Source organism: Prosthecodimorpha hirschii (assembly GCF_001305515.1).
Lineage (GTDB): Bacteria > Pseudomonadota > Alphaproteobacteria > Rhizobiales > Ancalomicrobiaceae > Prosthecodimorpha > Prosthecodimorpha hirschii.
Window position 1 is genome coordinate 2220595 of sequence record NZ_LJYW01000001.1, and the last position, 24316, is coordinate 2244910.

General features: G+C 69.7%; 27 protein-coding genes and 1 riboswitch. Of the genes, 17 read left to right on the forward strand and 10 right to left on the reverse strand.

Going from position 1 to position 24316, the window contains the following annotated elements; genetic code table 11:
• Positions 1-109: 109 nt before the first annotated feature.
• On the reverse strand, positions 110-421 hold the full coding sequence (locus tag ABB55_RS09740; RefSeq protein ID WP_054358633.1) for a hypothetical protein: 312 nt from the start codon (positions 419-421) through the stop codon (positions 110-112).
• A gap of 210 nt (positions 422-631) precedes the next feature.
• On the opposite strand from ABB55_RS09740, the gene ABB55_RS09745 reads away from it, so the two are divergent.
• A complete protein-coding gene (locus ABB55_RS09745) occupies positions 632-1408 on the forward strand; it encodes a GGDEF domain-containing protein (RefSeq protein WP_160321202.1) in 777 nt (258 codons plus the stop codon).
• Positions 1409-1417: 9 nt separating this feature from the next.
• Here the strand turns inward: ABB55_RS09745 and ABB55_RS09750 are convergent, their stop codons facing one another.
• Positions 1418-2338, reverse strand: coding sequence for a class I SAM-dependent DNA methyltransferase (locus tag ABB55_RS09750; RefSeq protein ID WP_054358635.1), 921 nt, complete (start codon positions 2336-2338; stop codon positions 1418-1420).
• A 101-nt stretch (positions 2339-2439) separates the two neighbouring features.
• Here ABB55_RS09750 and ABB55_RS09755 point away from each other — a divergent pair, with 101 nt between their 5' ends.
• Genes ABB55_RS09755 through ABB55_RS09760 form a run of 3 tightly spaced genes read left to right on the forward strand, consistent with a single transcriptional unit; the run spans position 2440 to position 6044 of the window.
• Positions 2440-3483 carry a ligase-associated DNA damage response exonuclease gene (locus tag ABB55_RS09755; RefSeq protein ID WP_054358636.1) on the forward strand — a complete coding sequence of 348 codons (1044 nt, stop codon included), beginning with the start codon at positions 2440-2442 and terminating at the stop codon, positions 3481-3483.
• Positions 3484-3501: 18 nt separating this feature from the next.
• A complete protein-coding gene (locus tag ABB55_RS28855) occupies positions 3502-4377 on the forward strand; it encodes a DUF4238 domain-containing protein (protein ID WP_083463503.1) in 876 nt (291 codons plus the stop codon).
• Entirely contained in the window at positions 4374-6044 is a 1671-nt protein-coding gene (locus ABB55_RS09760) for a cisplatin damage response ATP-dependent DNA ligase (RefSeq protein WP_054358637.1), read from the forward strand. The genes ABB55_RS28855 and ABB55_RS09760 overlap by 4 nt, the downstream gene beginning before the upstream one ends.
• 46 nt (positions 6045-6090) lie before the next feature.
• On the opposite strand, the gene ABB55_RS09765 is transcribed toward ABB55_RS09760, so the two are convergent.
• Positions 6091-7008 carry a thermonuclease family protein gene (locus ABB55_RS09765; protein ID WP_054358638.1) on the reverse strand — a complete coding sequence of 306 codons (918 nt, stop codon included), beginning with the start codon at positions 7006-7008 and terminating at the stop codon, positions 6091-6093.
• Positions 7005-7664, reverse strand: coding sequence for a S24 family peptidase (locus ABB55_RS09770; protein ID WP_054358639.1), 660 nt, complete (start codon positions 7662-7664; stop codon positions 7005-7007). Before ABB55_RS09770 ends, ABB55_RS09765 begins: the two co-directional genes overlap by 4 nt.
• A 246-nt stretch (positions 7665-7910) precedes the next feature.
• Between ABB55_RS09770 and ABB55_RS30865 the strand changes: the two genes are divergently transcribed.
• The 4 genes from ABB55_RS30865 (at position 7911) to ABB55_RS09790 (ending at position 11291) form a co-directional block, all read left to right on the forward strand.
• The gene (locus tag ABB55_RS30865) at positions 7911-8258 is read left to right on the forward strand and encodes a DUF952 domain-containing protein (protein WP_054358640.1); all 348 of its coding nucleotides are present in this window, start codon (positions 7911-7913) and stop codon (positions 8256-8258) included.
• Positions 8255-9334 (forward strand): quinone-dependent dihydroorotate dehydrogenase, encoded by a 1080-nt coding sequence (locus tag ABB55_RS09780; protein WP_054358641.1) that lies wholly within the window; start codon positions 8255-8257, stop codon positions 9332-9334. Before ABB55_RS30865 ends, ABB55_RS09780 begins: the two co-directional genes overlap by 4 nt.
• 245 nt (positions 9335-9579) lie before the next feature.
• Positions 9580-10512, forward strand: a complete 933-nt coding sequence (locus ABB55_RS09785) for a sulfite exporter TauE/SafE family protein (protein ID WP_054358642.1) — start codon at positions 9580-9582, stop codon at positions 10510-10512.
• Complete coding sequence (locus tag ABB55_RS09790) at positions 10509-11291, forward strand: TIGR02186 family protein (RefSeq protein ID WP_054358643.1); 783 nt, start codon at positions 10509-10511, stop codon at positions 11289-11291. The genes ABB55_RS09785 and ABB55_RS09790 overlap by 4 nt, the downstream gene beginning before the upstream one ends.
• Before the next feature lie 158 nt (positions 11292-11449).
• Here the strand turns inward: ABB55_RS09790 and pdeM are convergent, their stop codons facing one another.
• Both pdeM and apaG read right to left on the reverse strand, forming a co-directional pair.
• Positions 11450-12331, reverse strand: a complete 882-nt coding sequence (gene pdeM / locus ABB55_RS09795) for a ligase-associated DNA damage response endonuclease PdeM (protein WP_200912014.1) — start codon at positions 12329-12331, stop codon at positions 11450-11452.
• 55 nt (positions 12332-12386) lie between these two features.
• Positions 12387-12782 carry a Co2+/Mg2+ efflux protein ApaG gene (gene apaG, locus ABB55_RS09800; RefSeq protein WP_054358644.1) on the reverse strand — a complete coding sequence of 132 codons (396 nt, stop codon included), beginning with the start codon at positions 12780-12782 and terminating at the stop codon, positions 12387-12389.
• A gap of 184 nt (positions 12783-12966) precedes the next feature.
• Here apaG and ABB55_RS09805 point away from each other — a divergent pair, with 184 nt between their 5' ends.
• Positions 12967-13578 carry a CDP-alcohol phosphatidyltransferase family protein gene (locus ABB55_RS09805; protein WP_054358645.1) on the forward strand — a complete coding sequence of 204 codons (612 nt, stop codon included), beginning with the start codon at positions 12967-12969 and terminating at the stop codon, positions 13576-13578.
• A 10-nt stretch (positions 13579-13588) separates the two neighbouring features.
• Here the strand turns inward: ABB55_RS09805 and ABB55_RS09810 are convergent, their stop codons facing one another.
• Entirely contained in the window at positions 13589-14800 is a 1212-nt protein-coding gene (locus ABB55_RS09810; protein ID WP_054358646.1) for an O-succinylhomoserine sulfhydrylase, read from the reverse strand.
• A 67-nt stretch (positions 14801-14867) separates the two neighbouring features.
• Positions 14868-14946, reverse strand: a riboswitch (SAM riboswitch).
• A gap of 146 nt (positions 14947-15092) precedes the next feature.
• Here ABB55_RS09810 and ABB55_RS09815 point away from each other — a divergent pair.
• The 3 genes from ABB55_RS09815 to ABB55_RS09825 all read left to right on the forward strand — a co-directional run bounded on the left by ABB55_RS09815 (position 15093) and on the right by ABB55_RS09825 (position 18584).
• On the forward strand, positions 15093-16181 hold the full coding sequence (locus ABB55_RS09815) for a 2'-deoxycytidine 5'-triphosphate deaminase (RefSeq protein WP_054361954.1): 1089 nt from the start codon (positions 15093-15095) through the stop codon (positions 16179-16181).
• 96 nt (positions 16182-16277) lie between these two features.
• Positions 16278-17090 carry a DUF2076 domain-containing protein gene (locus ABB55_RS09820; protein ID WP_054358647.1) on the forward strand — a complete coding sequence of 271 codons (813 nt, stop codon included), beginning with the start codon at positions 16278-16280 and terminating at the stop codon, positions 17088-17090.
• Positions 17091-17414: 324 nt separating this feature from the next.
• Positions 17415-18584 (forward strand): carboxylate-amine ligase, encoded by a 1170-nt coding sequence (locus ABB55_RS09825; protein WP_244472011.1) that lies wholly within the window; start codon positions 17415-17417, stop codon positions 18582-18584.
• A gap of 184 nt (positions 18585-18768) precedes the next feature.
• On the opposite strand, the gene ABB55_RS09830 is transcribed toward ABB55_RS09825, so the two are convergent.
• Both ABB55_RS09830 and ABB55_RS09835 read right to left on the reverse strand, forming a co-directional pair.
• Positions 18769-19152: a cysteine rich repeat-containing protein gene (locus ABB55_RS09830; protein WP_152981992.1), complete on the reverse strand. Its 384-nt coding sequence runs from the start codon at positions 19150-19152 to the stop codon at positions 18769-18771.
• Positions 19153-19309: 157 nt separating this feature from the next.
• Positions 19310-19624: a hypothetical protein gene (locus ABB55_RS09835; RefSeq protein WP_244472012.1), complete on the reverse strand. Its 315-nt coding sequence runs from the start codon at positions 19622-19624 to the stop codon at positions 19310-19312.
• Between the two features lie 159 nt (positions 19625-19783).
• Between ABB55_RS09835 and ABB55_RS09840 the strand changes: the two genes are divergently transcribed.
• From ABB55_RS09840 to ABB55_RS09850, 3 genes are all read left to right on the forward strand, one after another.
• Complete coding sequence (locus ABB55_RS09840; RefSeq protein WP_054358650.1) at positions 19784-20488, forward strand: response regulator; 705 nt, start codon at positions 19784-19786, stop codon at positions 20486-20488.
• 1 nt (position 20489) lies between these two features.
• Positions 20490-21857 carry a sensor histidine kinase gene (locus tag ABB55_RS09845; protein WP_054358651.1) on the forward strand — a complete coding sequence of 456 codons (1368 nt, stop codon included), beginning with the start codon at positions 20490-20492 and terminating at the stop codon, positions 21855-21857.
• A gap of 98 nt (positions 21858-21955) precedes the next feature.
• Positions 21956-22423: a hypothetical protein gene (locus tag ABB55_RS09850; protein WP_054358652.1), complete on the forward strand. Its 468-nt coding sequence runs from the start codon at positions 21956-21958 to the stop codon at positions 22421-22423.
• 172 nt (positions 22424-22595) lie between these two features.
• On the opposite strand, the gene ABB55_RS09855 is transcribed toward ABB55_RS09850, so the two are convergent.
• The gene (locus tag ABB55_RS09855; protein WP_054358653.1) at positions 22596-22886 is read right to left on the reverse strand and encodes a hypothetical protein; all 291 of its coding nucleotides are present in this window, start codon (positions 22884-22886) and stop codon (positions 22596-22598) included.
• A 303-nt stretch (positions 22887-23189) separates the two neighbouring features.
• Here ABB55_RS09855 and ABB55_RS09860 point away from each other — a divergent pair, with 303 nt between their 5' ends.
• Both ABB55_RS09860 and ABB55_RS30305 read left to right on the forward strand, forming a co-directional pair.
• Positions 23190-23807, forward strand: coding sequence for a hypothetical protein (locus ABB55_RS09860; protein WP_054358654.1), 618 nt, complete (start codon positions 23190-23192; stop codon positions 23805-23807).
• 53 nt (positions 23808-23860) lie between these two features.
• Positions 23861-24316 (forward strand): protein-tyrosine phosphatase family protein (locus ABB55_RS30305; protein WP_200912015.1); only part of this gene is annotated, 456 nt, incomplete at its 3' end.

Genomic DNA, 24316 nt, shown 5'->3' on the forward strand with positions numbered 1-24316 from the left:
GCTGACGCCGCGACGGTCGGAGACGATCGGCGGTGCTCAACGAGGTTTGCCCGGGCAGGGAAAACCCTGCCCGGGACGAAATGATCCGGCCGCAGGCCGAGGCTTTCGATCAGTTGCAGTCCCACCACTCGAAGGGCTGGCCATACATGTCCTGGCGCACGCTGCGGGTGCAGTTGCCGGAATGATTGCGCTGACGGGGCGCCTGCACGTAGCCGGGGCCCGGCGGCGCATAGTAGTAGCCCGGCTGATAGTAGCCGTAGGGTCCGTAGGCCCCCGCCGCCAGCGCGCCGCCGACCACCACGCCGGCCGCCGCCCCGGCCCAGACGCCGCCATGCCGGTACCACGGACGGGCGTCGGCCGAGGACACCGCGAGGGTCGAAGCCAGGGCTGCCAGAACGGCCGCTGCTGCGATCTTCTTCATGTTCGCTTCTCCAGTTTGGCGCGGCCGTCGCACCCGGAAGACGGTTGGTCGGCCGCATCGCTGCCAGGACAAGTCGCGAAGGGCGTCAATGGTTCATTCACAAGGCCGTGACTCATCATTTGACAATCATGAGTTCGAACATTTGCATCGGCTGACAGCCCGCTTTACGGAGCGGCAGGACCTTTATGGGCATCAAGTCTCATGCGCGGCATGAACACGATCTTCCTGGTCAGGACCCAGCGCGAGGTTTGGCGCGGCGTCGTCGGCATCACGCTGGTCTGTGTCGTCGCCGCAACCTCCGCGGTGGTGCTGTCGGTCTGGATGGTGACCGGCTCCCTGCGCATGGCGCTGGTGTTCATGCCGGCGGCCGTGCTGATCCCGCTTGCCATCGCGCCCCCGGTCAGCTGGTTCGCCATGTCGATCGTGCGCCTGCTGACCCAGACGATCGAGCGCGTCGATGCCTATGTGCGGCTCGACACGCTGACCGGCGTCCTGACGCGCGCCGTCCTGCTCGACCAGGTGCGCGAGGCGCTGCCGCGCGGCGGCTGTTTCCTGATGATCGACGCCGACCATTTCAAGACGATCAACGACACCCACGGCCATACGGTCGGCGACGAGGCGCTGAAGCGGATCGCCGAGGTGCTGCGCCGGACCGCGCCGGTCGATGCGCTGATCGGGCGTCTCGGCGGCGAGGAGTTCGGCATCTTCCTGCCGGGGCGACGCGAGGCCGAGGCGGCCGCGACCGCCGATGCCTTGTGCCGGGCGATGCGCGACCAGGGCCGCGCGGTGGCGGGCCACGACCTCGCCATCACGATCAGCCTCGGCGGCGCCGAACACCAGGCGGGCGACACGCTGGAGGCGACCATGCGGCGTGCCGACATCGCGCTCTACCACGCCAAGCGCGCCGGCCGGGACCGGATCCACATCGCCGCCGCCACCGAAACCATGCCGGCCCTGCGCATCCGCTCGAATTTCGCGCCGGCGTGACCCACGCGATCAGCGCGCCAGGACGGCCAGCAACCCGCGGATCGTCTCGCCGCGGTCGCGGCGCAGGTCGACGGCCTCCAGCGTGACCGGCACGAGACCGGCCGCGGCGGCGCCGGCGACGACATGGTCGCGGCCGTGGCCGTAGCGCAGGCTGTCGCGCAGCCGGTAGCCCGGATCGCCGCCCGCGGCTTCGTCCCATTCGACCGTGAAGGCGAGCAATCCGCCCGGCGCCATCGCGCGGGCGGCCGCGGCCAGCACCGGGTTCAGGTCGCCGAGATAGCAGAAGACATCGGCCGCCAGCACGAGATCGAGCGCGCCCGGCGCGCGCGCCGCCAGGGCCTCGACCACGTCGCCGACCGCCAGATCGGCATAGAGCCCCTTCGCCCGGGCGCGCGCGACCATGCGCTCGGAGAGATCGACCCCGTCGATCCGGTCGACCCGGTCGCGGACGGCCTCGGCCATCAGACCGGTGCCGCAGCCGAGATCGAGCGCGGCGGCGTGGCGGCGGCCCGGCGCGACGGCCTCCAGCGCCGCCGCGATGGCCACCGGGGCGCGATAGCCGAGGCGGCCGACGAGCGCCGCGTCGAAATCCTCGGCATAGCCGTCGAACAGGGCGCGGACATAGCCGGCCGGCGGCGCGGCGGGGCTGGTACCGGCCAGCCGGGCGGCATGGAGCGCGGCGCCGAGCCGGTCCTCGGGATCGAGTTCGGCCGCCCGGGCGAAGGCCGCCGCAGCGCCGTCGCGGTCGCCGGCATCGGCGCGGGCGCGGCCGAGCGCGAACCAGGCTGCGACCCAGTGCGGTGCGATCTCCAGCGCCTGCGCGTAGAGATCGGCGGCGGCCGCGGCATCGCCGGCCTCGGCCAGCGCCTCGGCATAGTCGTAGCGGCGGTCGGCGATCAGGTCGCCGGAGGAGAGGAAGGTGGTCTGCATGGCGCGTTCCGGTGGGGCTTCCTGATAGACCGGCCTCGGCACCGAGGAAAGCCGCAGCGCGATGCTGACGCGGCCGAAGCGCCACCCTACATTCGTGACCGATGCCCGTCGCCGCCGATCTCCTGACCCTCACCCCCGCCGGGCTCTACTGTCCGCGCGGTGGCTTTCACATCGACCCGGTCCGCCCCGTCGACCGGGCGCTGATCACCCATGGCCATTCCGACCATGCCCGGTCCGGCCACGGCGCCGTGCTGGCGACGCCGGAGACGCTGGCCATCATGTCGGTGCGCTACGGCGAGGATTTCGCGGGGGCGACCGAGGCCGCCGGGCTCGGCCGGCCGAGCCGGATCGGCGACATCCGCGTCACCTTCCACCCGGCCGGCCATGTGCTCGGCTCCGCCCAGATCGCGCTCGAAGCCGGCGGCTGCCGGATCGTCGTCTCCGGCGACTACAAGCGCCAGCTCGACCCGACCTGCAGCCCCTTCGAGACCGTCGCCTGCGATGTCTTCGTGACCGAGGCGACCTTCGGGCTGCCGGTCTTCCGCCACCCGGACGCACGCGGCGAGGCGGCCAAGCTGATCGGCTCGCTCGCCCTCTTCCCCGACCGGCCGCATCTGGTCGGCGCCTATGCGCTCGGCAAGGCGCAGCGCATGATCGCGCTGCTGCGCGAGGCCGGCTACGACGACACCATCTTCCTGCACGGCGCGCTGGAGCGGCTGTGCCAGTTCTACGAGAGCCGCGGCATCGAACTCGGTCCGCTCGATCCGGTGCGCGGGCTGAAGCCGAAGGATCTGGCCGGCCGGATCGTGCTCTGCCCGCCCGGCTCGATGGCCGACCTCTGGTCGCGCCGGCTCGGCGATCCGGTCACGGCCTTCGCGTCCGGCTGGATGCGGGTCAGGGCACGCGCCCGCCAGCGCGGCGTCGAACTGCCGCTGATCGTCTCCGACCATGCCGACTGGGACGACCTGACCGCGACCATCGAGGAGACCGGCGCCGGCGAGGTCTGGGTCACCCACGGTGCCGAGGAAGCCCTGGTCCACTGGTGCCGCCTGCGCGGCCTCGACGCCCGGCCGCTCAACCTGCTCGGCTATGGCGACGAGGGCGACAATTTAGATGAAAGTGTCAAAATTTCTGAAGATCACTAATATAATTGCGAGAAAACAATGAATCAGTCAAGTACTTCACAAGTCCATCATTATGTTCCAAAGTTTCTTTTAGAGAATTGGATTGAGGATGAATCGACGGGTCACATCAGCGGTTATTGGTGGAATAGCCGTACAAACGGTGTCTATTGCAAGAAAAAAGGAGCAAAAGGGTTCTGTTGTGAACGAGGATTGTATCCACTTTCAAAACATGAACTTGGAGTCAATGCCATTGAAAGTGAATTCTTCCAAAAAATTGATAGCAAAGCGGGAAGTATCATCGATAAAGTAAAGCACGGGCAAACATTAGATAAAGATGAAAAGATTATGTTTGCTTCCTTCGTGCTCTCCTTGAAAGGTCGACGGCCAAATATTGCCGCCACCCTGCGAAACGCCGTGCCAGAACTCATTCTTGAAGAACTTGATTCCAATATGGAATTAATCGATACTTTAGAGGAAATGAACATTCAAGATAAACCTTCGGAATTGATTAGACGGAAGGGAGTAAATCTGGAAGATAGATCAATTGCCATGATTCAACGCATATCAACACCAATTGAAGTTATAATGAGTTTGTCAAATTCATCATGGTGTTTTCGTGAATTCAAGGACATTGAAGAGAGTCTTGCAATTTCAGACAATCCACTAATTGCATTCAATGGATATGAAAGCAAAAAATCCTCATGGCTTCTGCCAATTTCACCAAGAATTCTATTTATTGCATCGCACTCGTCAAGAGGTATTCGGAGAGCACAAATGATTAGCGATATTAATTTAATTAGAATGATAAATGAGATTAGTATAACTCAGATTGATAGATTCCTGATTAGTGAAGAAAGAAATGCTGATTGGATAAAATGGAGATTACCCCTTACTCGCCATTTTAGGTACGCATGAACCGCTTTGCCCAGCTGCTCGACCGGCTCGCCTACGAGCCGCGGCGCAATGCCAAGATCGCCCTGATGGCGGATTATTTCCGCCATGTGCCGGATCCCGAGCGCGGTTATGCGCTGGCCGCGCTGACCGGATCGCTCGGCTTTGCCGAGGCCAAGCCCGGGCTCGTCAGGGCCCTGATCGCGGAGCGTACCGACCCGGTCCTGTTCGGCCTCTCCTACGATTTCGTCGGCGATCTCTCCGAGACCGTCGCGCTGATGTGGCCGGCGCCCGAAATCCGGCCGAACGCGGTGCCGAGCCTCGCCGAGGTGGTCGAGACGCTGGCGGAGACCGCAAAGCGCGACCTGCCGGCGATCCTGGCGCGCTGGCTCGACGCGCTCGACGAGGCCGGCCGCTGGGCCTGCCTGAAGCTGATCACCGGGGGCCTGCGCGTCGGCGTCTCGGCACGGCTCGCCAAGACGGCGGTCGCCCAGCTCGGCGCGATCGAGCCGGACGAGGTCGAGCATGTCTGGCACGGGCTGGCGGTGCCCTATCTCGATCTCTTCGCCTGGGTCGAGGGCCGCGGGCCGCGGCCGGAAAGCGACGATCCGGCGCCGTTCCGGCCGCCCATGCTGGCGCATGCGGTCGAGGACGGCGATTTCGACCGGCTCGACCCGGCCGCCTTCGTGGCCGAATGGAAGTGGGACGGCATCCGCGTCCAGGCCGCAGCCGGGCTGTCGCTGGAGACCCGCCGGCACCGGCGCCGGCTCTACAGCCGCACCGGCGAGGATATCGGCGCCGCCTTCCCGGACCTGCTCGAAGCGCTCGATTTCGACGCGACGATCGACGGCGAACTCCTGGTGCTGGTCGATGGCCGGGTGCAGAGCTTCAACGTGCTGCAGCAGCGGCTGAACCGGAAGACCGTGACGGCGCGCATGCTGACCGAGCAACCGGCCCATATCCGCGCCTACGACCTGCTGGTCGAGGCCGGCGAGGACCTGCGCGCCCTGCCCTTCGCGGCCCGACGCGAACGGCTGGAACGCTTCATCGCCCGCACCGCCCATCCGCGGCTCGACCTCTCGCCGCTGATCCCCTTCGCAAGCTGGGAGGCCCTGGCCGAGGCGCGGGCCGATCCGGCCGCCGCCGGCGCCGGGCCGGATGCCGAGGCGGTCGAGGGCGTCATGCTGAAGCGGCACGACAGCCCCTATCTGCCGGGCCGGCCGAAGGGCCTCTGGTACAAGTGGAAGCGCGACCCGCGCGTGGTCGACGCGGTGCTGATGTATGCCCAGCGCGGCCACGGCAAGCGCTCGTCCTTCTATTCGGATTTCACCTTCGGGGTCTGGCGCGGCAGCGGCGCCGACGCCGAACTGGTGCCGGTCGGCAAGGCCTATTTCGGGTTCACCGACCAGGAACTGACCGAACTCGACCGTTTCGTCCGCCGCCACACGATCAACCGCTTCGGCCCCGTGCGCGAGGTGCAGCACGACGCCGCCGTCGGGCTGGTGCTGGAGGTCGCCTTCGAGGGGCTCGGCCGGTCGACCCGGCACAAGTCCGGCGTCGCCATGCGCTTTCCCCGCATCAGCCGCATCCGCTGGGACAAACCGCCCGCCGAGGCCGACCGCATCGAGGTGCTGGAAGCCATGCTGCGCTCGGCCGCCCCCGCCGACGCTGCACCGGCCGACGAGGATTGACGGTCGGAGCCGCAAAGACGCCACGGCCCCGGCCCGCCGCACCCGGTCAATTGGCCGGCGTCGGCGCGGCGACGGCCCATAGCCCGAGGCCGGCGCGGCGGGCTTCCGTCTCGTCGGCGCCGAGATCGCCGCCGGCCGCCTTGGCCCAGCCCTGGCGCACCAGCCAGCGGCCGACATCGTCCGCGCCGAGCCGGCAGGCGGAGACGAAGTCGCCCTCGCGCGCGCCCTCCGGCACCGTGCATTGCAGCCCGCGCCCGCGCACGAAGGCGCGCAACGCGACCGCGGCGCGCGCGCCGCAGGGCCAGTCCTGACCGGCGGCATCCCGGCAGGTCTCCTCCACGCCCGGCGCCGCGATGCCGGCGAGGCGCACGCGCACGTCGCCCGCCCGGATCACGCCGGCGGATTCGACCAGGATCGGCCGCAGGACGCGCAGCTTCGGGGGGCCGAGCGGCTTTCTGACCGGTTCGCGTGCCGGCAGGCGCTGCAGCGGTCCGGTCACGGCCGGCGGCGGCGTGACGCCCGGCGGGGTGACGTTGCGCACGTCGACCGGCCCTGACGGCGCGGCCGGCGCCGGTCCCCGCACACTGGCCGCCAGGGGAGCCGGCGGGGATGGCCGAAGCGCCCCGACCGCGGCCGGGTCCGCCGTGCCGGCGACCTCCGGCGCGACGGTGACGGAAGGGGCGGCCGGTCCGGACGGCCCAGCCGGTCCGGACGGCCCAGCCGGTCCGGACGGCCCGGTCGGACCGCCGGGGAGACCGGCCGCGACCGTGCCGGTCCCGGCGCCGTGCGTGACGGGCGTGGCCGGCGGATCGCCCCGGACCGGCGCCGGGGCCGTCCCGGAATGCGATAGCGCGGGCTGCGGCGGCACGGCGCCGCGATCGAAGCCGAAATAGAGCGTCGCCCCGCCGATCGGGATCAGGCCGGCGATCGCGCCGATCAGGGCGAGACGGGCGACCCGGTTCATTGGCTGGCCCACACGATCCGGGCGAGCCAGGCGATCTCGGTCAGGGCCAGCCGCTCGGACCCCGGCGAATTCGGCGCCGCGACCTCCACCGATCGCTTGGTGCGGCGCAGGAAGATGCGGGCGGTCAGGGTCCCGTCCGGGGTCTGGATCAGCACGCGATCGCCGCGCCGGATTTCGATATCGGGGCGGACGATGATGACATCGCCGTCGCGATAGAGCGGCTGCATGCCCGAGCCGGCGACCTCGATCGCGAAGAGCGGGTCTTCCGGTGCCGCCGGAAAGGCGACCGCATCCCAGCCCGTCCCGGTCGGCCGCCCCCCGGGATCGAAGAAGCCGGGCGCACTGGCCTCGCGGGCGTCGATGAACGGTACCGTGCGGGCCGGCACGGGGTAGTCCGGCCCGTCGCGGCCTTCGACCAGCCCGACGAATTCGTCGAAGCGCGCGCCGACGGCCTGCAGCACCTTGGCGATCGACTCGGTGGAGGGCCAGCGCGGCCGGCCATCGCCGCCGTGACGCTTCGAACGGTTGAAGGTGGTCGGATCGAGCCCCGCCAGCCGCGCCAGACCCGACGGCGTCAGACCTTGGCGCGCCGCGAAAGCATCGATCGCGTTCCAGACACGTTCGTGCGTGATCGGGGGGACCGGCTCGCGCGTCATCGAATCTGGCCCTGCGACGAGAAAAATTCGTCTGCGTCCAACGAATACTTCTGGATTATTGTCTTGTCCAGATTTAAACGCATAGGTTGTATATCGTCTGTGGATAAGGGAGAGTGGCACTACGTCCGACGCCCCAGCCTTGCGGCGCGGAAGTCCCATCGCTACACGGAAAGTCCGCGGCCGCACACCGGCACGGCGGTCCCCGCCGTCGGATCCGTATACCCGCGTGGATGGGACGATTCCGGTATGTCCGACAAAATCTTCAAGATTGCGAATGCGGGCGCGTGGGCCGCCGCCGAAGCGCTCGGCCGGTTCGACGGCGCGCCGGTCGATCTGGCCGACGGCTACATCCATTTCTCGACGCGCGCTCAGGTTGCGGAGACCGCCGCCCGGCATTTTGCAGGACAGGCCGATCTGATCCTGGTCGCCGTCGATCCGGCCTCTCTCGGCACCGCCCTGCGCTACGAACCGTCGCGCGGAGGCCAGTTGTTTCCCCATCTCTACGGCCCCCTTCCGCTGTCCGCCGTCGCCTGGACCGCGCCGCTGCCGCTCGGATCCGACGGCCGCCACCTCTTTCCGGAGTTCGACCGGTGACCCTCTACGGCCTTGCGCGCCCGGCGTTGTTCCGGATCGACGCCGAAACCGCCCACGGGCTGACCATCAAGGCGCTGGCCACCGGCCTGATGCCGGCCTGCGCGCCGGCCGACCCGCGCCTTGCGGTCAACCGGCTCGGCCTCGCCTTCCCGAATCCGATCGGGATCGCCGCCGGCTTCGACAAGAACGGCGAGGTGCCGGACGCGATCCTGAAGATCGGCTTCGGCTTTGCCGAAGTCGGCACGGTGACGCCGCAGCCGCAGGCCGGCAATCCCAAGCCACGCATCTTCCGCCTGCCGCGCGACCGGGCCGTGATCAACCGGCTGGGCTTCAACAACCAGGGCCATGCGGCGCTCCGGGCCCGGCTCATCGACCGGCGCGGGCGCGGCGGCATCGTCGGCGTCAATATCGGCGCCAACAAGGACACGGTCGACCGCGCCGCCGACTATGTCGCCGGCATCGAGGCCTTCGCCGACCTGGCGTCCTATTTCACCGTCAACATCTCGTCGCCCAACACCGTCGGCCTGCGCGACCTGCAGGCCCGTGCCGCGCTCGCCGACCTGCTCGCCCGCACCGTGGCGGCGCGCGACGCCGCCGCAGAGCGCCATGGCCGCCGGGTGCCGGTGCTGGTCAAGATCGCCCCGGATCTCGACGCCCACGGCCTGGAGGACGTGGCCGCCGAGGCGCTCGACAAGAAGGTCGACGGGATCATCGTCTCCAACACGACCCTGTCGCGCGAGCATCTGGTCGAGCCCGCCGCGCGCGAGACCGGCGGCCTGTCCGGCCGCCCGCTGTTCCTCAGGTCGACCGCGATGCTGGCGCGCATGCGGCTCATGGTCGGTCCCGACATGGTGCTGGTCGGCGTCGGCGGGGTCGACAGCGTCGAGACCGCCTTCGCCAAGATCACGGCCGGAGCCGATCTGGTTCAGATCTATACCGGCCTCGTCTATGAGGGGCCGAACCTCGTGCGCTCGATCCTGGACGGTCTCGCCCGCCAGGTCCGCCGCGACCGGCTCGGCTCGATCGCCGAGGCCGTTGGCAGCGAGGCGCGCCGCTGGGCCGAGGCGGCCGGCTAGGGCGCGGCCGATCCGGCGAAGGCCGGAGACCTCTGCGCACCGTTTCGGCAGGACCGCATTCTTTCCGCGCAGATTTGCCGAAAATTCGCCGCGCCGCCCGGGCACGTGATCGAATATCAAGACTTTCATGGCGTGATGCTCCAATGCGACGGCGCCGGCGGCCGCGCCGGCCAGCGCCGGACCGGCATAACCCGCCGGCGAAGCCGTCTTGCCCGGGACGTGCGGGCGGAAATGAGGAGGAGAGGGTGCAGCTCTACCTGCCGATCGCCGAACTGCCCGTGAACATGTTCATGATCTTCGGCATGGGCGCGGCGGTCGGGTTCCTGTCCGGCCTGTTCGGCGTCGGGGGCGGCTTCCTGCTGACCCCGCTCCTGGTCTTCTCCGGCATCCAGCCGGCCGTGGCGGTTGCGACCGTGACCAGCCAGATCGTCGCCTCCTCGGCCTCCGGCGCGCTCGCCTACTGGCGGCGCAAATCGATCGACTGGAAGCTCGCCCTGTTCCTGCTCGCCGGCGGTGTCGTCGGCACGGTCTTCGGCGTGCTGGTGTTCCGGCTGCTGCGCACGATCGGCCAGCTCGATGTCGTCATCGGCCTCTGCTACGTCGTCTTTCTGGGCGGCATCGGCATGCTGATGGTGGTCGAGAGCGTCCGCTTCATGCTAGCCCAGCGTGGCGCCACGCCGCCGGAACCGCGCAAGCTGCGTCAGCACAGCTGGATCCACGGGCTGCCCTTCAAGGTGCGCTTCCAGCGGTCGCGCCTCTACATCTCGGCCATCCCGATCCTGGCGCTCGGCGTGTTCATCGGCTTTCTCGGCACGCTGCTCGGCATCGGCGGCGGCTTCATCATGGTGCCGGCACTGATCTATCTCTTGAAGGTGCCGACCACGGTCGTGATCGGCACCTCGCTGGTCCAGATCCTCGGCACCATGGCGGTCGCCACCGTCCTGCAGGCCTATTCGAACCAGTCGGTCGACGCGGTGCTGGCCCTGATCCTGATGGTCGGCGGCGTCATCGGCGCGCAGTTCGGCGCCCAGGTCGGATCGCGCCTGCGCGGCGAACAGCTGCGCGCCTTGCTCGGGCTCCTCATCCTGGCGGTCGGCGTGCGCTTCGCCGTCGATCTGGTGATCACCCCGCAGGAACCGTTCTCCCTGGCCCCCCTCGTCTCCGGAGCGGCGCCGTGAGAGCCCTGCAGGCCGCCATCGTTCTCGCCGGCGCCATCCTGGCCTGCATCCCCGCGGCGCGCGCGGAGACGCTGGTGGTGGCGACCTCGACCGGCACGGTCAACATCGCCTCGAACTTCTCGGGTACCGACATCACCGTCTTCGGGTCGATCGAACGCGACCGGGCGACGGTCTCGCGGGCCTCCGAATACCAGATCGCCGTGCAGGTCTTCGGCCCGGGCGAAACCGTGGTGACGCGGCGCAAGCAGCGCGGCTTCGGCGTCTGGGTGAACCGCGACAGCCGCACCTATGTCGACGTGCCGAGCTTCTATGCGGCGCTGACCACCGGGACGATCGACCAGATCGGCCCGCCCGAGACCCTGAGGCGCTTCCAGGTCGGCCTGGAACACCTGATCCTGCCGGAACGGTCGACCGGCTCCCCGGACGATCCGGCGCCGGGCGATCCGGACTTCCGCGCCGGCTTCCTGCGCCTCAAGCTGCATGCCGGGCTCTATCGGGAGCTGCCCGGCGCCGTCACCTTCCTGAGCCCGACGCTGTTTCGCGCCACCATCCCGCTGCCGGCCAACGTGCCGGTCGGCCAGTTCCGCATCCAGGTCGGCCTGTTCCAGGAAGGCGTCTCGCTCGCCCAGCACACGTCGGCGGTGGTGGTCTCCAAGACGGGCTTCGAACAGTTCATGTTCGACCTCGCCTTCACACGCCCCCTGCTCTACGGCCTCGGCACCGTCGTCCTGGCGCTGCTGACCGGCTGGTTCGCCGGCATCATTTTCCGCCGGGATTGAAATGCCGGACTGGCCGGCGGCCTGAGCGCGGCGGCTCATACCGACGGTCATGGAATGATCGTCGGTATTCGATACGCGAATTTCTTATGCCTCTGACACATATGAGAAATTCGCGTTACTTCAACGGCCCGATGCGTCAGCATCCTGGGCCGTTGGTATCAGTCCGGCGTAAGGTGCCGGCGCGGGAAGCTGTAGACCCGGCCGTCGCCGACCAGATGGGCGACGAGGCCGGCGGGGTCGAACAGGCCGCGATAGGCGCGGTCGAGCAGGTTGAGCCCGCCCGTCAGCGCCCCGAAGGCCGGCAGGATCAGCCGCCGGCCGTCGGTCGCGAAGCAGCGCCGGCGCACCGATTTCGGCCGCAGCAGGACGCGCGCGGCCGGATGCAGATGTCCGGCGATCTCGCCGGGCTCCGCCTCCGCGGCGGGCTCGTGGCGGAACAGGAGCGGCCCGATCGCGAGTTCCTCGACGACCGTCCCGCCGATCGCGCCGCGCAGGGCACGGTCATGATTGCCGGCAACCCAGACCCAGTCGCGGCCCGCCTGCAGCGCCGCGATCCGCTGGCGAGCCTCCCCGGCGATCCGCTCCAGCGCGAAGGGATCGTGGAAGGCGTCGCCGAGCGAAATCACGCGGGCGGGCCTGAGGGCGGCGACCAGACGGTCCAGACGGTCGAGCGTGACGGCGGTATCGTAGGGCGGCAGCAGGGACCCGCGCCGGGCCAGCGACGAGGCCTTCTCGAAATGCAGATCGGCGACCACCAGCGTCGCGGCCTCCGGCCACCACAGGGCACCGTCGGCCAGCAGTCTCAGCTCGGTCCCGCAGAAGGCCAGCACCGCGGCTCCGGCGGCCGGATCGCGGGCCGGCCCGGGAGTGCCGGGGGTCTTGGCGCCGGGGACCTTGGCGTGGAGAACGGCGGCAGCCGGATTGCGGTCACCCGGAACCGCGGCGGCATCGCCGGCAGGGTCATCACGGTCGAGGGCGGCGGCGAATCGCATGGTATGATCCTGCCAGATCCGATGCGCCGCCGCGACGCTCGAATTCATGGTCTGTTCCTGATGATCGTCAGCGGACGCATGCCGGGCCGGCGGAGAAACCGGCTCAGTTGACGACCCGCTTTTCGGCCGGCGTGTCGAGCGAGAAGGCCGGGATGTCGACGGTCAGGCTGCCGCCGTCGGCCATGTCCATCACGTAGTTGCCGACCATGAACCCGGACGAGGTCGTCAGCGGGCAGCCGGAGGTATATTCGAAGCTGCCGCCGGGCGGGATGACCGGCTCCTCGCCGACCACACCCGGCCCGCGCACCTCCTGCGTGCGGCCATGGGCGTCCATGATCCGCCAATAGCGGGTCCGGAGCTGGACCGCGACCTGAGAGAGGTTGGTGATCTCGACCGTATAGGCCCAGAAGTATCGTCCCTGCGCCGGTTCCGACTTCTCTTCCAGGAAGTGCGGCTCGACGGTCACCCGGATGCCGCCGGTCACCGCCTCGTATCGCATTCGCTCTCTCCTGCCGGTCTGGTCGCGGCGCCACTCGGGCATCCGCGGACGGCCGCGTTGCGCGACCGTCGCATGCCCCATAGTCTCGGTGCCGGCGTGGCCCCGGTCGATCGACCCGGAACGCCCTGCGTCGCGAAATCTGCCATGGCGGCAGCACGCCTGTCGAGGCTGGGGACGATATCGCATGCTGGACGGAATCGCGCGGCGCCTGATCGACGGTCGGCTCGACCGGATCGGCCGCGATCTGGCCCGCCGCGGCGTCACCGCCGACCAGGTGACGGCGGCCGGCTTCATCGCCAGCCTGATCGCCATCGGGCTGGTCGCCATCGGGTCGCCGGCCGCCGCGGTCGCCTTCGTGCTGGCCGGCCGGATCGCCGACGGTCTCGACGGCGCGGTCGCCCGGGCGACGGCGAAGACCGATCTCGGCGGCTTTCTCGACATCGTCTGCGATTTCGTCTTCTACGGCGGCTTGCCGCTCGCCTTCGCGATCGCCGATCCGGCCGCGAACGCCCTGCCGGCCGCCTTCCTGATCGCGACCTTCTACGTCAACGGCGCGAGCTTTCTCGGCTTCGCCATCCTGGCGGCGCGGCGCGGCCTTGAGACGGCCCAGCGCGGCTCGAAATCGCTCTACTTCACGACCGGCCTCGCCGAGGGCACCGAGACCATCGCGGTGTTCCTGGCGGCCTGCCTGTGGCCGGCCGCCTTCCCGGCGCTCGCCTGGGGCTTCGGCATCCTCTGCCTGGTCACCGCCGCCGCCCGGGTCCGGCTCGCCATCGCGACGTTCCGGAACCCGTGACGGCGACGCCTCACTCCGCCGCGGCGACGAGCCGGCCCGCATCGAGCGCGCCGATCAGATCCTCGACCAGATCGTCGGGATCCTCCAGGCCGACCGAGAGCCGCAGCATGCCGTCGGTGATGCCGAGCTCGGCGCGCGCCTCCGGGGTCAGCCGCTGGTGCGTGGTCGTCGACGGATGGGTGATCAGGCTCTTGGCGTCGCCGAGATTGTTCGAGATGCGGATGATCTCGAGGCCGTTGGCGACCGCGAAGGCGCCCGCCTTGCCGCCCGCAACCTCGAAGCAGACGAGGCTCGAGCCGCCGGTCATCTGGCGGGCGATCGTCGCCGCCTGCGGATGGTCGGCGCGGCCGGGATAGATCACCTTGGTGACCGCCGGATGGGCGGCGAGCGCATCGGCGACCAGGGCCGCGTTGCGGGTCTGGCGCTCGACCCGGACCGCCAGCGTCTCCAGTCCCTTAAGCAGGACCCAGGCGTTGAACGGGCTCATCGACGGGCCGGTCTGGCGGATGAAGACCTGCAGGTACTTCTCCAGGAATGCCTTCGAGCACAGCACGACGCCGCCGAGGCAGCGGCCCTGGCCGTCGATATGCTTGGTCGCCGAATAGACCACCACGTCGGCGCCGAGTTTCAGGGGCGACTGGAACAGCGGCGTGGCGAAGACATTGTCGACCACCAGGATGGCGCCGGCCGCATGGGCGATCTCGGCGATCGCCGCGATGTCGTAGACTTCGAGCGTCGGGTTTGTCGGGCTTTCCAGGAACAGGACCCGGGTCTCGGGCCGGATGGCGGCGCGCCACTGGTCGAGATCGGCGCCGTCGACCAGCGTGCAGGCGATGCCGAAGCGCGGACAGAGATCCTCGACGATATAGCGGCAGGAGCCGAACAAGGCCTTGGCGGCGACGACATGGTCGCCGGCCGACAGCCGCGACAGCAGCGCGGCATTGACCGCCGCCATGCCGGTCGCGGTGGCGCGCGCGACTTCCGCGCCCTCGATCAGCGCCATGCGGTCCTCGAACATGGTCACGGTCGGGTTGCCGAAGCGCGAATACTGGTAGCCCGGCGACAGGTTCAGAAACCGCGCCTCGGCCTCTTCGGCGGAGCCGTAGACGAAGCCCTGGGTCAGGAACAGCGCCTCGGACGTCTCGTTGAACTGGGAGCGGAGCGTGCCGCCATGGACGAGATCGGTCGCGGGCCGCCGGCGGCGGGAGGGAGTAGTGCTCATGTCCGGACTCCGGAACGCTGGCCGTGCGATGGACACAAAAAATCCCGGCCAGCATACGCGGACCGGGTTCCATCACACCCCGGCCCTTTAGCGACTTATTTAACGTGGCTGCAAGCCGGCCGGCTCAAATGACCACGAAGAGGAGGCTGCGATACGCCCGGCGGGCGGGCGTGTCAACACGTTTCCGCCTGCCACGAAATGGGCAGGCGCGACTCGATTCTGTGTCGCGCATCGGCTAACTGTCGGCATGACTTCGGGATGTGGGGCATTGCGTTCGATGGGCGGTGGCGAAATCGGGGCTGGAGCCGGGATACTGGCCGCACAGCAGGTTCGCGCGCTCGCCGCGGCCGGCGCCATCGTCACCGAGCGCGTCTTCGACACCGACCAGATCCAGCCGGCCAGTCTCGATCTCCGGCTCGGCACCGTCGCCTACCGGGTCCGCGCCAGCTTCCTGCCCGGCCCCGGCCAGCGCGTCGCCGACAAGATCGACCAGCTGCGGCTGCACGAGATCGACCTCTCGACCGGGGCGGTGCTGGAGACCGGCTGCGTCTACATCGTGCCCTTGATGGAAAATCTCGCCCTGCCGGCCGACATCGCCGCCTCGGCCAATCCGAAGAGCTCGACCGGCCGGCTCGACGTGTTCACGCGCGTCATCGTCGACGAGGGCCGCGCCTTCGACACCATCCCGGCCGGCTATCGCGGCCCGCTCTTTCTCGAAGTCTCGCCGCGCACCTTCCCGGTCCTGGTCCGGGCCGGCTCGCGCCTGTCGCAGATCCGCTTCCGCCGCGGCGATGCGCGCCTGACCGACGCCGAGCTGGTGGCCCTGCATGCCAGCGACCGGCTGGTCGACCAGGCCGACCCGGTGCTGGTCGACGGGGTCTCGCTGTCGATCGACCTGGAGGGCGCCGGGCCGGACCGGCTGGTCGGCTACCGCGCCCGCCGGCACAGCGCGGTGGTCGATGTCGACCGCAAGGCGGCGCTCGACGTGCTCGACTTCTGGGATCCGATCCGGCGGCGGGGGCCGGCCAGCCTGATCCTCGACCCGGACGAATTCTACATCCTGGTCAGCCGCGAGGCGGTGCATGTGCCGCCGAGCCATGCGGCCGAGATGGTGCCGTTCGATCCGCTGGTCGGCGAGTTCCGCGTCCACTATGCCGGCTTCTTCGATCCGGGCTTCGGTCATGCCGGGGCCGGCGGCGCCGGCTCGCGCGCGGTGCTCGAGGTGCGCAGCCACGAGGTGCCCTTCATCCTGGATCATGGCCAGACCATCGGCCGGCTGGTCTACGAGCGCATGGCCGAGCGCCCCGAGCGGGTCTACGGCGAGGTCGGCTCCAACTATCAGGCGCAGGGCCTGAAGCTCTCCAAGCATTTCCGTTTCTGAGGGCGGGGCTGCCCCGCCGGTATCTTGATGCCGCACCCGACCGTTCCCACGTCTTAAGGACAGGAGGGTCGCGAGGCGACCGCCGGGGAGACCGACATGACGCCGCAGGAATCCGACATCATCCACGACATCTTCGCGCGTGTCCGTCAGATGGGACCGGCCCCCTACGATCCGGCCGCCCGGGCGGCGGTCGAGGCGGCGGTGGCGCGCGATCCGGAGGCGCTGCTCGGACTGGTGCGGGCGATCGTCGCGCTCGACCGCGAGCGTCAGGCGCTGATCGACGAAGCCGAGCGCCTGCGCGCCGAACTGGCCGCCGTCGACGCCCAGCCGCAGGGGAGCGGCCAGGGTGGCCTGTTCGGCGACAGCGCCGGCCCGTTCGGCCATCCGGGTGCCCCGGACGGCTCCTCGCGCCCGCCCGAACGGCGCGAGCCCTGGGGCAGCGCCCCCTGGGGCACCGCGCGGACGGACCGATCCGTGCCCCCGCCCCCGCCGGGCCCGTGGACCGGATCCAATCCGGGTTCCTCGGACGGATGGGGTCGGCCCGGGCCGCAGCCGGGCCCCATGTCCGCACCGGGACCCGTGCCGGCTCCTGGCCCCTGGGGGACGCGCACCGACCCCGGCCCGGGCGGATTGCCGACGCCGACGCCGCCGCAAGGGTCGGGCGGCAGCGTGCTCGGCACGGTCATCGGGGCCGCGACCGGCATCGCCGGCGGCGTCTTCGCCTACGAGGCGCTGAAGGGCCTGTTCGGCGGTTCGAATCATGCCGGCGGCGGCAGCCTGTTCGGCGGCGACGCCCATGCCTCCGAAAGCGGCGGCGGCAAGTCGGGCACCGATGATTTCGTCACCGGCGGCGGCATCGGCGGCGGCGGCGACGATTTCAGCTTCTTCGACGACGATCTCGACAACTGAGCCCATCGCTTTTTCCGAATGCGAATTTCCCCGCCGGCCGGCCGGACCCCCCGAGCCGACCGGCGCGCCGAAGCGGCCGCCGCGCGGCTCCGATCACGAAGTCTTTCAAATCGTGACACTGCAGTTAGACTCTGGCGCTGCGTTGCAGCAACGCTTGGCGCCCGCGTTCGTCTCCGATCTTCTTGAATTCCATAGAATAATTTTTGCCGTAATTGCGTATTCGAAAGCCTTTTGAGCGCCCCAATCCGCCATTAACCCTCATCGTCGGGCGGCCCTGCTGTATAGCAGGGTCGCACGGGGAAAAAGAACGCAATGGAGGGATGGATGGCTTCCGACTACACGTTCGGAATCGAAGAGGAATTTTTCGTCGTGGATGCCGCGACGATGAATTCCGTCAGGACCTTGCCCCCCCAATTCCTGACCCGCTGCCGCGACCGGCTGGGCGATCGCGTCTCGCTGGAGCTGCTCCAGTCGCAGATCGAGACGCAGACGGTGCCGCATCGGCATGCCGCCGACGCGCTGGCCGAACTGAAGGAACTGCGCGACGGCGTCGGCGATGTCGCCGACGGTTTCGGCTTCCGCCTGATCGCCGCCGGCACGCATCCCTTCGCCGAATGGCAGGCACAGCGCCATACCGAGCGGGCGCGCTACCGCATGGTCATGAACGACCTGCAGATGCTCGGCTACCGCAACCTCCTGTGCGGCACCCATGTCCATGTCGCGCTGCCGGACCCGGAGCGGCGGGTCACGCTGATGACGCGGACGATGCCGTACCTGCCGCTGTTCCTGGCGCTGTCGACCTCCTCGCCCTTCTGGTGCGGCAAGTCGACCGGGCTCTTATCCTACCGTCCGGCTGCCTATGACGAGTTGCCGCGCACCGGCCTGCCGCCTGTCTTCCTGGGCGACGAGGACTACCGCGCCTATCTGGACTCGATGACCGCCGGCGGGGTCATCCCGGATGCCAGCTACATCTGGTGGTCGATCCGGCCGTCCATGGCCCATCCGACGCTCGAACTGCGCATTGCCGACGCCTGCACGGTGCCGGAGGATGCGGTCGCCATCGCGATGCTGTTCCGCGCCCTGGTCGCCCGTCTCGACCGCGACCCGGATTACGGCGTGCCGGTCGATGCGGTGGTGCGCGCGATCACCGAGGAGAACCGCTGGCGCATCCAGCGCGGCGGGCTGGATGCGCGCATCGTCGATCCGGCCAGCCGCACGCCGCTCCTGGTCCGGCTGGCGATCCGCCGCCTGGTCAAGGACCTGATGCCGGACGCCCGCCGCATCGGCCGGGCCGAGGATCTCGACGGCGTCAAGGCGATCCTGGATTTCGGCACCAGCGCGCACCGTCAGCTGGAGGTGTTCGGCAATGCCCGCGAGGCCGACCAGACCCGCGAGGAAGCGCTCTACCGAGTCGCCACCTGGCTGGCCCGCGCCACGATCGGCGTCGGCGGCATCGCCACCGCACCGATGCCGCACGCCGCCGTCATGCATTGATGCCGACGGTCATTGAAAATGATCGTCGGCATTCAGGACGCGAATTTCTCATGCCCTTGTCGCCCATGAGAAATTCGCGTTGCCTCAACGGCCCGATGCGTCAGCATCCTGGGCCGTCGGCATGACGTGCCGACGCCGCCCGGATCGGGGGCTCGATCCGGACGGCGCCGCCTGCGGCCTCAACTCATGGCCGCAGTTGCTCTGACGCTGCATCCAACGTTCGGATACAGGCCTGGGAGACGGCAGGCCGCTGCCCATCCAGACAGGCGATCATCCGCCCGCCGCCGGGTGCAATGCCGGGACAGAGCCGGCGCGCATCGGCCGCGCAGGCCATCACGGTCAGTTCGGCGGATTTCGCGCGGTCGATGAAGGCGCGGCAGCCCGGTTCGAGCGCAGCGCGGCGATCGATCAGGCATTGTGCCAGCCGGCCGCCGCCGGGCGTGATGCCGGCGCAATGGCGGGCGACATCCGCACCGCACAGGCGCATGGCCTCGCCGCCGCCGAGGCGCCACGGGCCCGGTTCGAAACTCCAGGCCGTCGCAGGCGCCGCCAGGGCGGCGAGCACCACCGCCAGAGCCGCAATGTGGCGCGCAGGAGCCGGCCTGCGGGCCGGGGTCCGGGCGGCGACGGATTGAACGCGGGTCATGGCCTTTCCTCCGGTTCGCCCGGCCGGCCGCGGCCGAAGCGCGAAGCTCCAGGACGCGGTCGGCGGCATGCGATGCGTGTCAGCGGGTCACGCGGTAGGTGTGGGTCGTGGTCCGGCCGGCCGGGCCGGTATAGGTCGCCTGGCCGGTGCAGACGCCGCCCGCGCAGCTGGAGGACCCGGTCCGGCTGACCGTGTTGCCGGCCGGGCCGGTGACGCTGCCGGTCGACGAGCAGCTGCCGTTGGCGCAGCTGCGCGAACCCTGGCTGGTATAGACGCCGCCGGCCGGGCCGGTCCAGGTGCCGGAGCGCTGGAAGGCTTCCGCGCCGGTCGAGACGGCGAGCGACAGCGCGAAGGCGGCGGGGGCGAGCGCGAAGAGCTTGGCGATCATCTGCATGGTGGTCTCCTTCGTTGGGGCGCCGTCGTCCGGCGATGACGAGGAGAATGCCGCCGCTCCTTTGCACGGCTTTTGCCGATCCGGCCCCGGATCGTAACGAAGTGTTGCATCCCGATCGGCCAGGCTCGCGCTTCCGGCTCCCATCCGTAGGATCGCGCCATGACCGACATGCCGCGCGTCGTCGTCGTCGAAGACGACCCCGAAATCCGCACCCTGGTCCGCGACTATCTGCGCCGGCAGGGCTTCCGCGTCGACATCGCCGATGGCGGTGCCGGGCTCGACCGCCTGCTCGCCCAATACGGCCCGCCGGACCTGATCGTGCTCGACGTGATGCTGCCCGGCGAGGACGGCTTCGCCATCTGCCGCCGGCTGCGCGTCGCCTCGCGCGTGCCGATCATCATGCTGACCGCGCGCGGCGACGATATCGACCGCATTCTCGGCCTGGAGATGGGCGCCGACGACTATCTCGCCAAGCCGTTCAACCCGCGCGAGCTGGTCGCCCGCATGCGCGCGGTGCTGCGGCGGACCGAGCCGCAGCCGATCGCGGACCGGCGCCGCTTCGCCGCCGGGCCGATCACGGTCGATCTCGATGCACGCAGCGTCGCGACCGCCGAAGGCCGACCGATCGACCTGACCGGGGCCGAATTCGACCTGCTCGCCTGCTTCGTCACCCGGCCGGGGCGGGTCCTGTCGCGCGACCAGCTGATGGACTGGACCCGCGGCCGCCGCGCCGAGGCGCTCGACCGGACCATCGACGTGCAGATGAGCCGGCTGCGCAAGAAGATCGAGGTCGGCGGCGAACCGCTGATCAAGACCGCCCGCGGCGTCGGCTACGTGCTGGCGGTCGCCGTGACGGAGGCCTGACATGCCGGGCCGCCTCGGCTTCGTCGGCCGGCTGGTGCTGATCCTGCTGATGCTTCTGCTCGCCTTCGCGGCCCTGGCGGTGGCGGTCTCCTTCACGGCGCGCGAACGCCGGGCCGCCAGCGCGGAACGCTTCCCGATCCCGGCCCAGGTCGCCGCCATCGTGGCCCTGATCGAGAGCCAGCCGTCCGGGGAGCCGAGCCTGCTGACCCGCGCGACCAGTTCCGACAGCTTCTCGGTCGCGATCGTGCCCGACGCCCCGGTCTCGGTCCCGCCCGAACAGCGCATGCCGGCGATCGAATGGCTGATCGGACAGTATCTCGAAACCCTGCCCGACCGGGCCGTCGTCGCCTACCGGCCGGCGCCGCCCGCGGACGGTCCGCTGGCGCGGCTCGCCGAGCGGCTCGATCTCGCCGGCCGGACCCCGATCGCGATCGCGGTCGAACTGGTCGATGGCCGCTGGGCCCTGTTCGAACTGCGCGGCAATGCGGTCCGGCGCATCTTCGGCGTGCCCGCCGGCTTCTGGATCGGCGTCGTCGGCTTCCTGTTTGCGGCGATCGCCCTGTGGGCGGTGGTGCGCGAGGCCCGGCCGCTGTCGGAACTGGCCCGGTCGGTCGAGGATTTCGCCGCCAAGGGCGAGCCGTCGCGGGTCTCGCCACGCGGCGCGCCCGACATCCGCCGGCTGATCGACGCCTCCAACGCCATGCAGACCCGCATCGCCGCGCTGATCAAGGGCCGCAGCATGCTGATCGGCGCGATCGGCCACGACCTGAAGACCTACATCACCCGGCTCCGCCTGCGCGTCGAGGCGATCGAGGCCGACGAGCAGCGCGAGCGCGCCGCGCGCGATCTCGACGACATGACGACCATGATCGACGAGGCGCTGGCGCTGGCCCGCGGAACCGGCGCCCCGGACCACCGCGAGCCGATCGACCTCGCCGCCCTTCTCGACGAGGCCGTCGCCGGACGGCCGCTGGCCGCGATCGAGTTTGCGCCGTCCCAGGCCCGTTCGCCGGCCGATGGGCCGGTCCGGGTCTCCGGCGATCCGGTGGCGCTCGCCCGGGTGATCGGCAACCTGCTCGACAATGCCGGCCGCTACGCCGCCCGCTGCCGCGTGGCGCTGGCGCGCGAGGGGCGGACGGTTTCCGTAACGGTCGAGGACGACGGCCCAGGCATTCCGGAGGCGGAGCGCGAGGCGGTGTTCGAGCCCTTCTACCGGCTGGAACGCTCGCGCAACCGGTCAACCGGCGGCACCGGCCTCGGCCTCGCCATCGCGCGTCAGATCGTCGAAGCCCATCGCGGCACGATCGCGCTCGACCGCAGTCCGGCGCTCGGCGGCGCCCGGTTCGTCGTCCGTCTGCCGGCCGCGTGACGCGCCCCGCAATGCCGACGCAACAGGGCGCGACATCGCGCGGAAACGATCCTGTCCTAGACGGACCGGCACCGACACGATCCTCCCCGGAGCCCGCCATGCCGTCGCCCGCCCCCCGTTGCGCCCTCCTCGCCTTCCTCGCCCTGCTGCCGGCCGGCGGCGCCTTTGCGTCGGCCTCGCTCGACTGCACCATCGCGGACGCGGCCGTCGAGGCGAGCGCGAGCGCCGTCCTCGCCCATGGCCTGCCGGCACCGCTCTCCAACGTCGCCGGCGAGATCACGCTGAAATCCGCCAAGGGCCTGCCGGCCCTGCCGCCGAAGACGGCCTTCGAGGGCGAGCATCTGGCCCATTCCTGGGTGCTCGGCCGGGACGTGAAACTCCAGTTCTACCGCGAGCTCGACGGCGACGGCGTCACCGCGCTCGATCTGGTCATCGAGGTCCGCCAGGCCGGGAGCGACGAGGAATCCCCCTATCGCGGCCGCTACACGCTCAAGGCCTCCTGGGTCGACAAGGGCGAGGCGAAGTCCAAGACCTTCTCGGGCAAGGCCGTCTGCACGGCGGGGTGACGGCCCGCCGTGGCGGCGCGGCTCGCCGACCGGAAGCCGTCCCTCCTCGCCATGGAAAAAGCCCGCGCCCGGATGGGGTCCGGGGCGCGGGCAAGTCGGGCTTTTGGGAGGAGAATTCCGGGCCTTGGCAGCGGACCGGCGAGCGGCTGGGAGACCGATCGCCGGCGCCGGATCAGCGGCAGCGCATGGTGCGCTTGTAGTGCGGGCGGCCGTAGTAGTCGTAGTGCGAGAAGACCACGCGGGTCACGCAGAAGAGGTCGTTGCGGCCGTCATTGTAGACGACGCGGCCGGAATTGCCGTTGACGATCAGGAGCCGGTCCTCGGCGGACAGGTCGTCGCCCGACACGGTGCTCTCGAAGGTCTTGGAGGCGACGAAATCATTGTCGTCGGCCCGGGCGGTGTTGAGGGTCGCGGTCGCGGCGACCAGGGCGAAGGCGGCGATGGTGGCGAACTTGCGGATCATGGCGAACTCCTTGGGGCTTGGCTGGCTTCCGGGGTCCGGCACCGTCCTTGGCGCCGTCCGTTGAAATCACAATGCATGCAGTTCGGCCGGCCGAAAAGGGGCCTCTCCTCCAATCGGATGGGAAGGGGCGCCGGCCGCCCGGAACCCGCGGCACGCTGGCCAGAACTGGCCCGGCATGGCACCCTCTTCGCGAGCCCGAACTGCATCCGTGACCGACGGGAGGGTTCAGCGATGGAAGCCGACACATCCGCAAACGAAGACGGGCCGGCACCCGACCGGCCGCGGCGGCGATGGCCCACTCTCGTGGTCGCGCTGGCCGTTTGTGCCGTCGGCCTCTGGGTGCAGTCGATCGATGCGCAGACCGTCATCCGGGCCTCCCGGCAGGCCATCGACTCGCTCGACGCCTTCGACCCGCTCTCGGTGCTGGACGCCTATGCGGCTGAGATCATGCACTGCGGGCCGACCACCACCATCGGCGGCGCGCCGGCCGGGTTCGGCTGCACGTATGAGAATCCCTGGAATCCGGTCACCTATATCGTCGCCGTGCCGAAGACCGTCGGGGTCTTGTGGTCGAGAGCGAGCGGGCCGGGCGCGATCGTGCTTCTCGTTCTCCTCCTGACCGCGATCCCGCTCGCCTATGCCGGCGGCAAGCGACTGTTCGACCGGCAGGGCGACCTGACCGTCGTCGATGCCGCGCTGATCGCCATGGCGGCGCCCGTGCTGGCCAGCCTGATGGCCCTGGCGGCGAAATGGATCGCCATCGCGACCTTGGCGGCCTTCGGGGCGGCCGTCTCGCTGTGGCTGACCCTTTCGTCCATCATCGGCATGGTTTCGGCCGTGATCGCCTTCGTCAAGAAGGTCGATCGGACCGCGGATCGCCTCGAACAGGCGCAGGACTGGCTGACGCGGCGCCGGCGCTGAACCTCCGCCGACCGGCCCCAGGACCCCAAGTCCCCAAGAGAGAAATTGCCCCCATGAACCCAGCCTCCGCCCCGCCTTTCGTGCGTCCCTCGGCCGGCAGCGGCCGGATCGGCGTTTCGGATTGCCCAGGACGCCGCGCGCCGGACGACCGGGGCCGCAGCCTCGAAGCTGGTCTCGATGCCGATCTCGATGCTCTCGCGGCCTGGGGGGCGACCGCGGTGGTCAGTCTCATGTTGCCGGCCGAATTGGCGGCGCCCGGCGTGGCGGCGCTCGGCGCCGGTGTCGAGGCCCGAAACATGGACTGGCTGGCTCTGCCGGTTGCCGATTCCGGTCTCCCGGATGCCCCTTTCGAGACCGCCTGGGCGACGGCCGGCGAGGGTCTGCGGGCGCGGCTGCGGGACGGTGCGGACATCCTCGTGCATGGCCTCGTCACCGCCGACCGCCCGGCGACCCTTGCGGCGCGGCTGATGGTCGAGCTGGGCACGGCGCCGGGGCAGGCGATCGCGGCG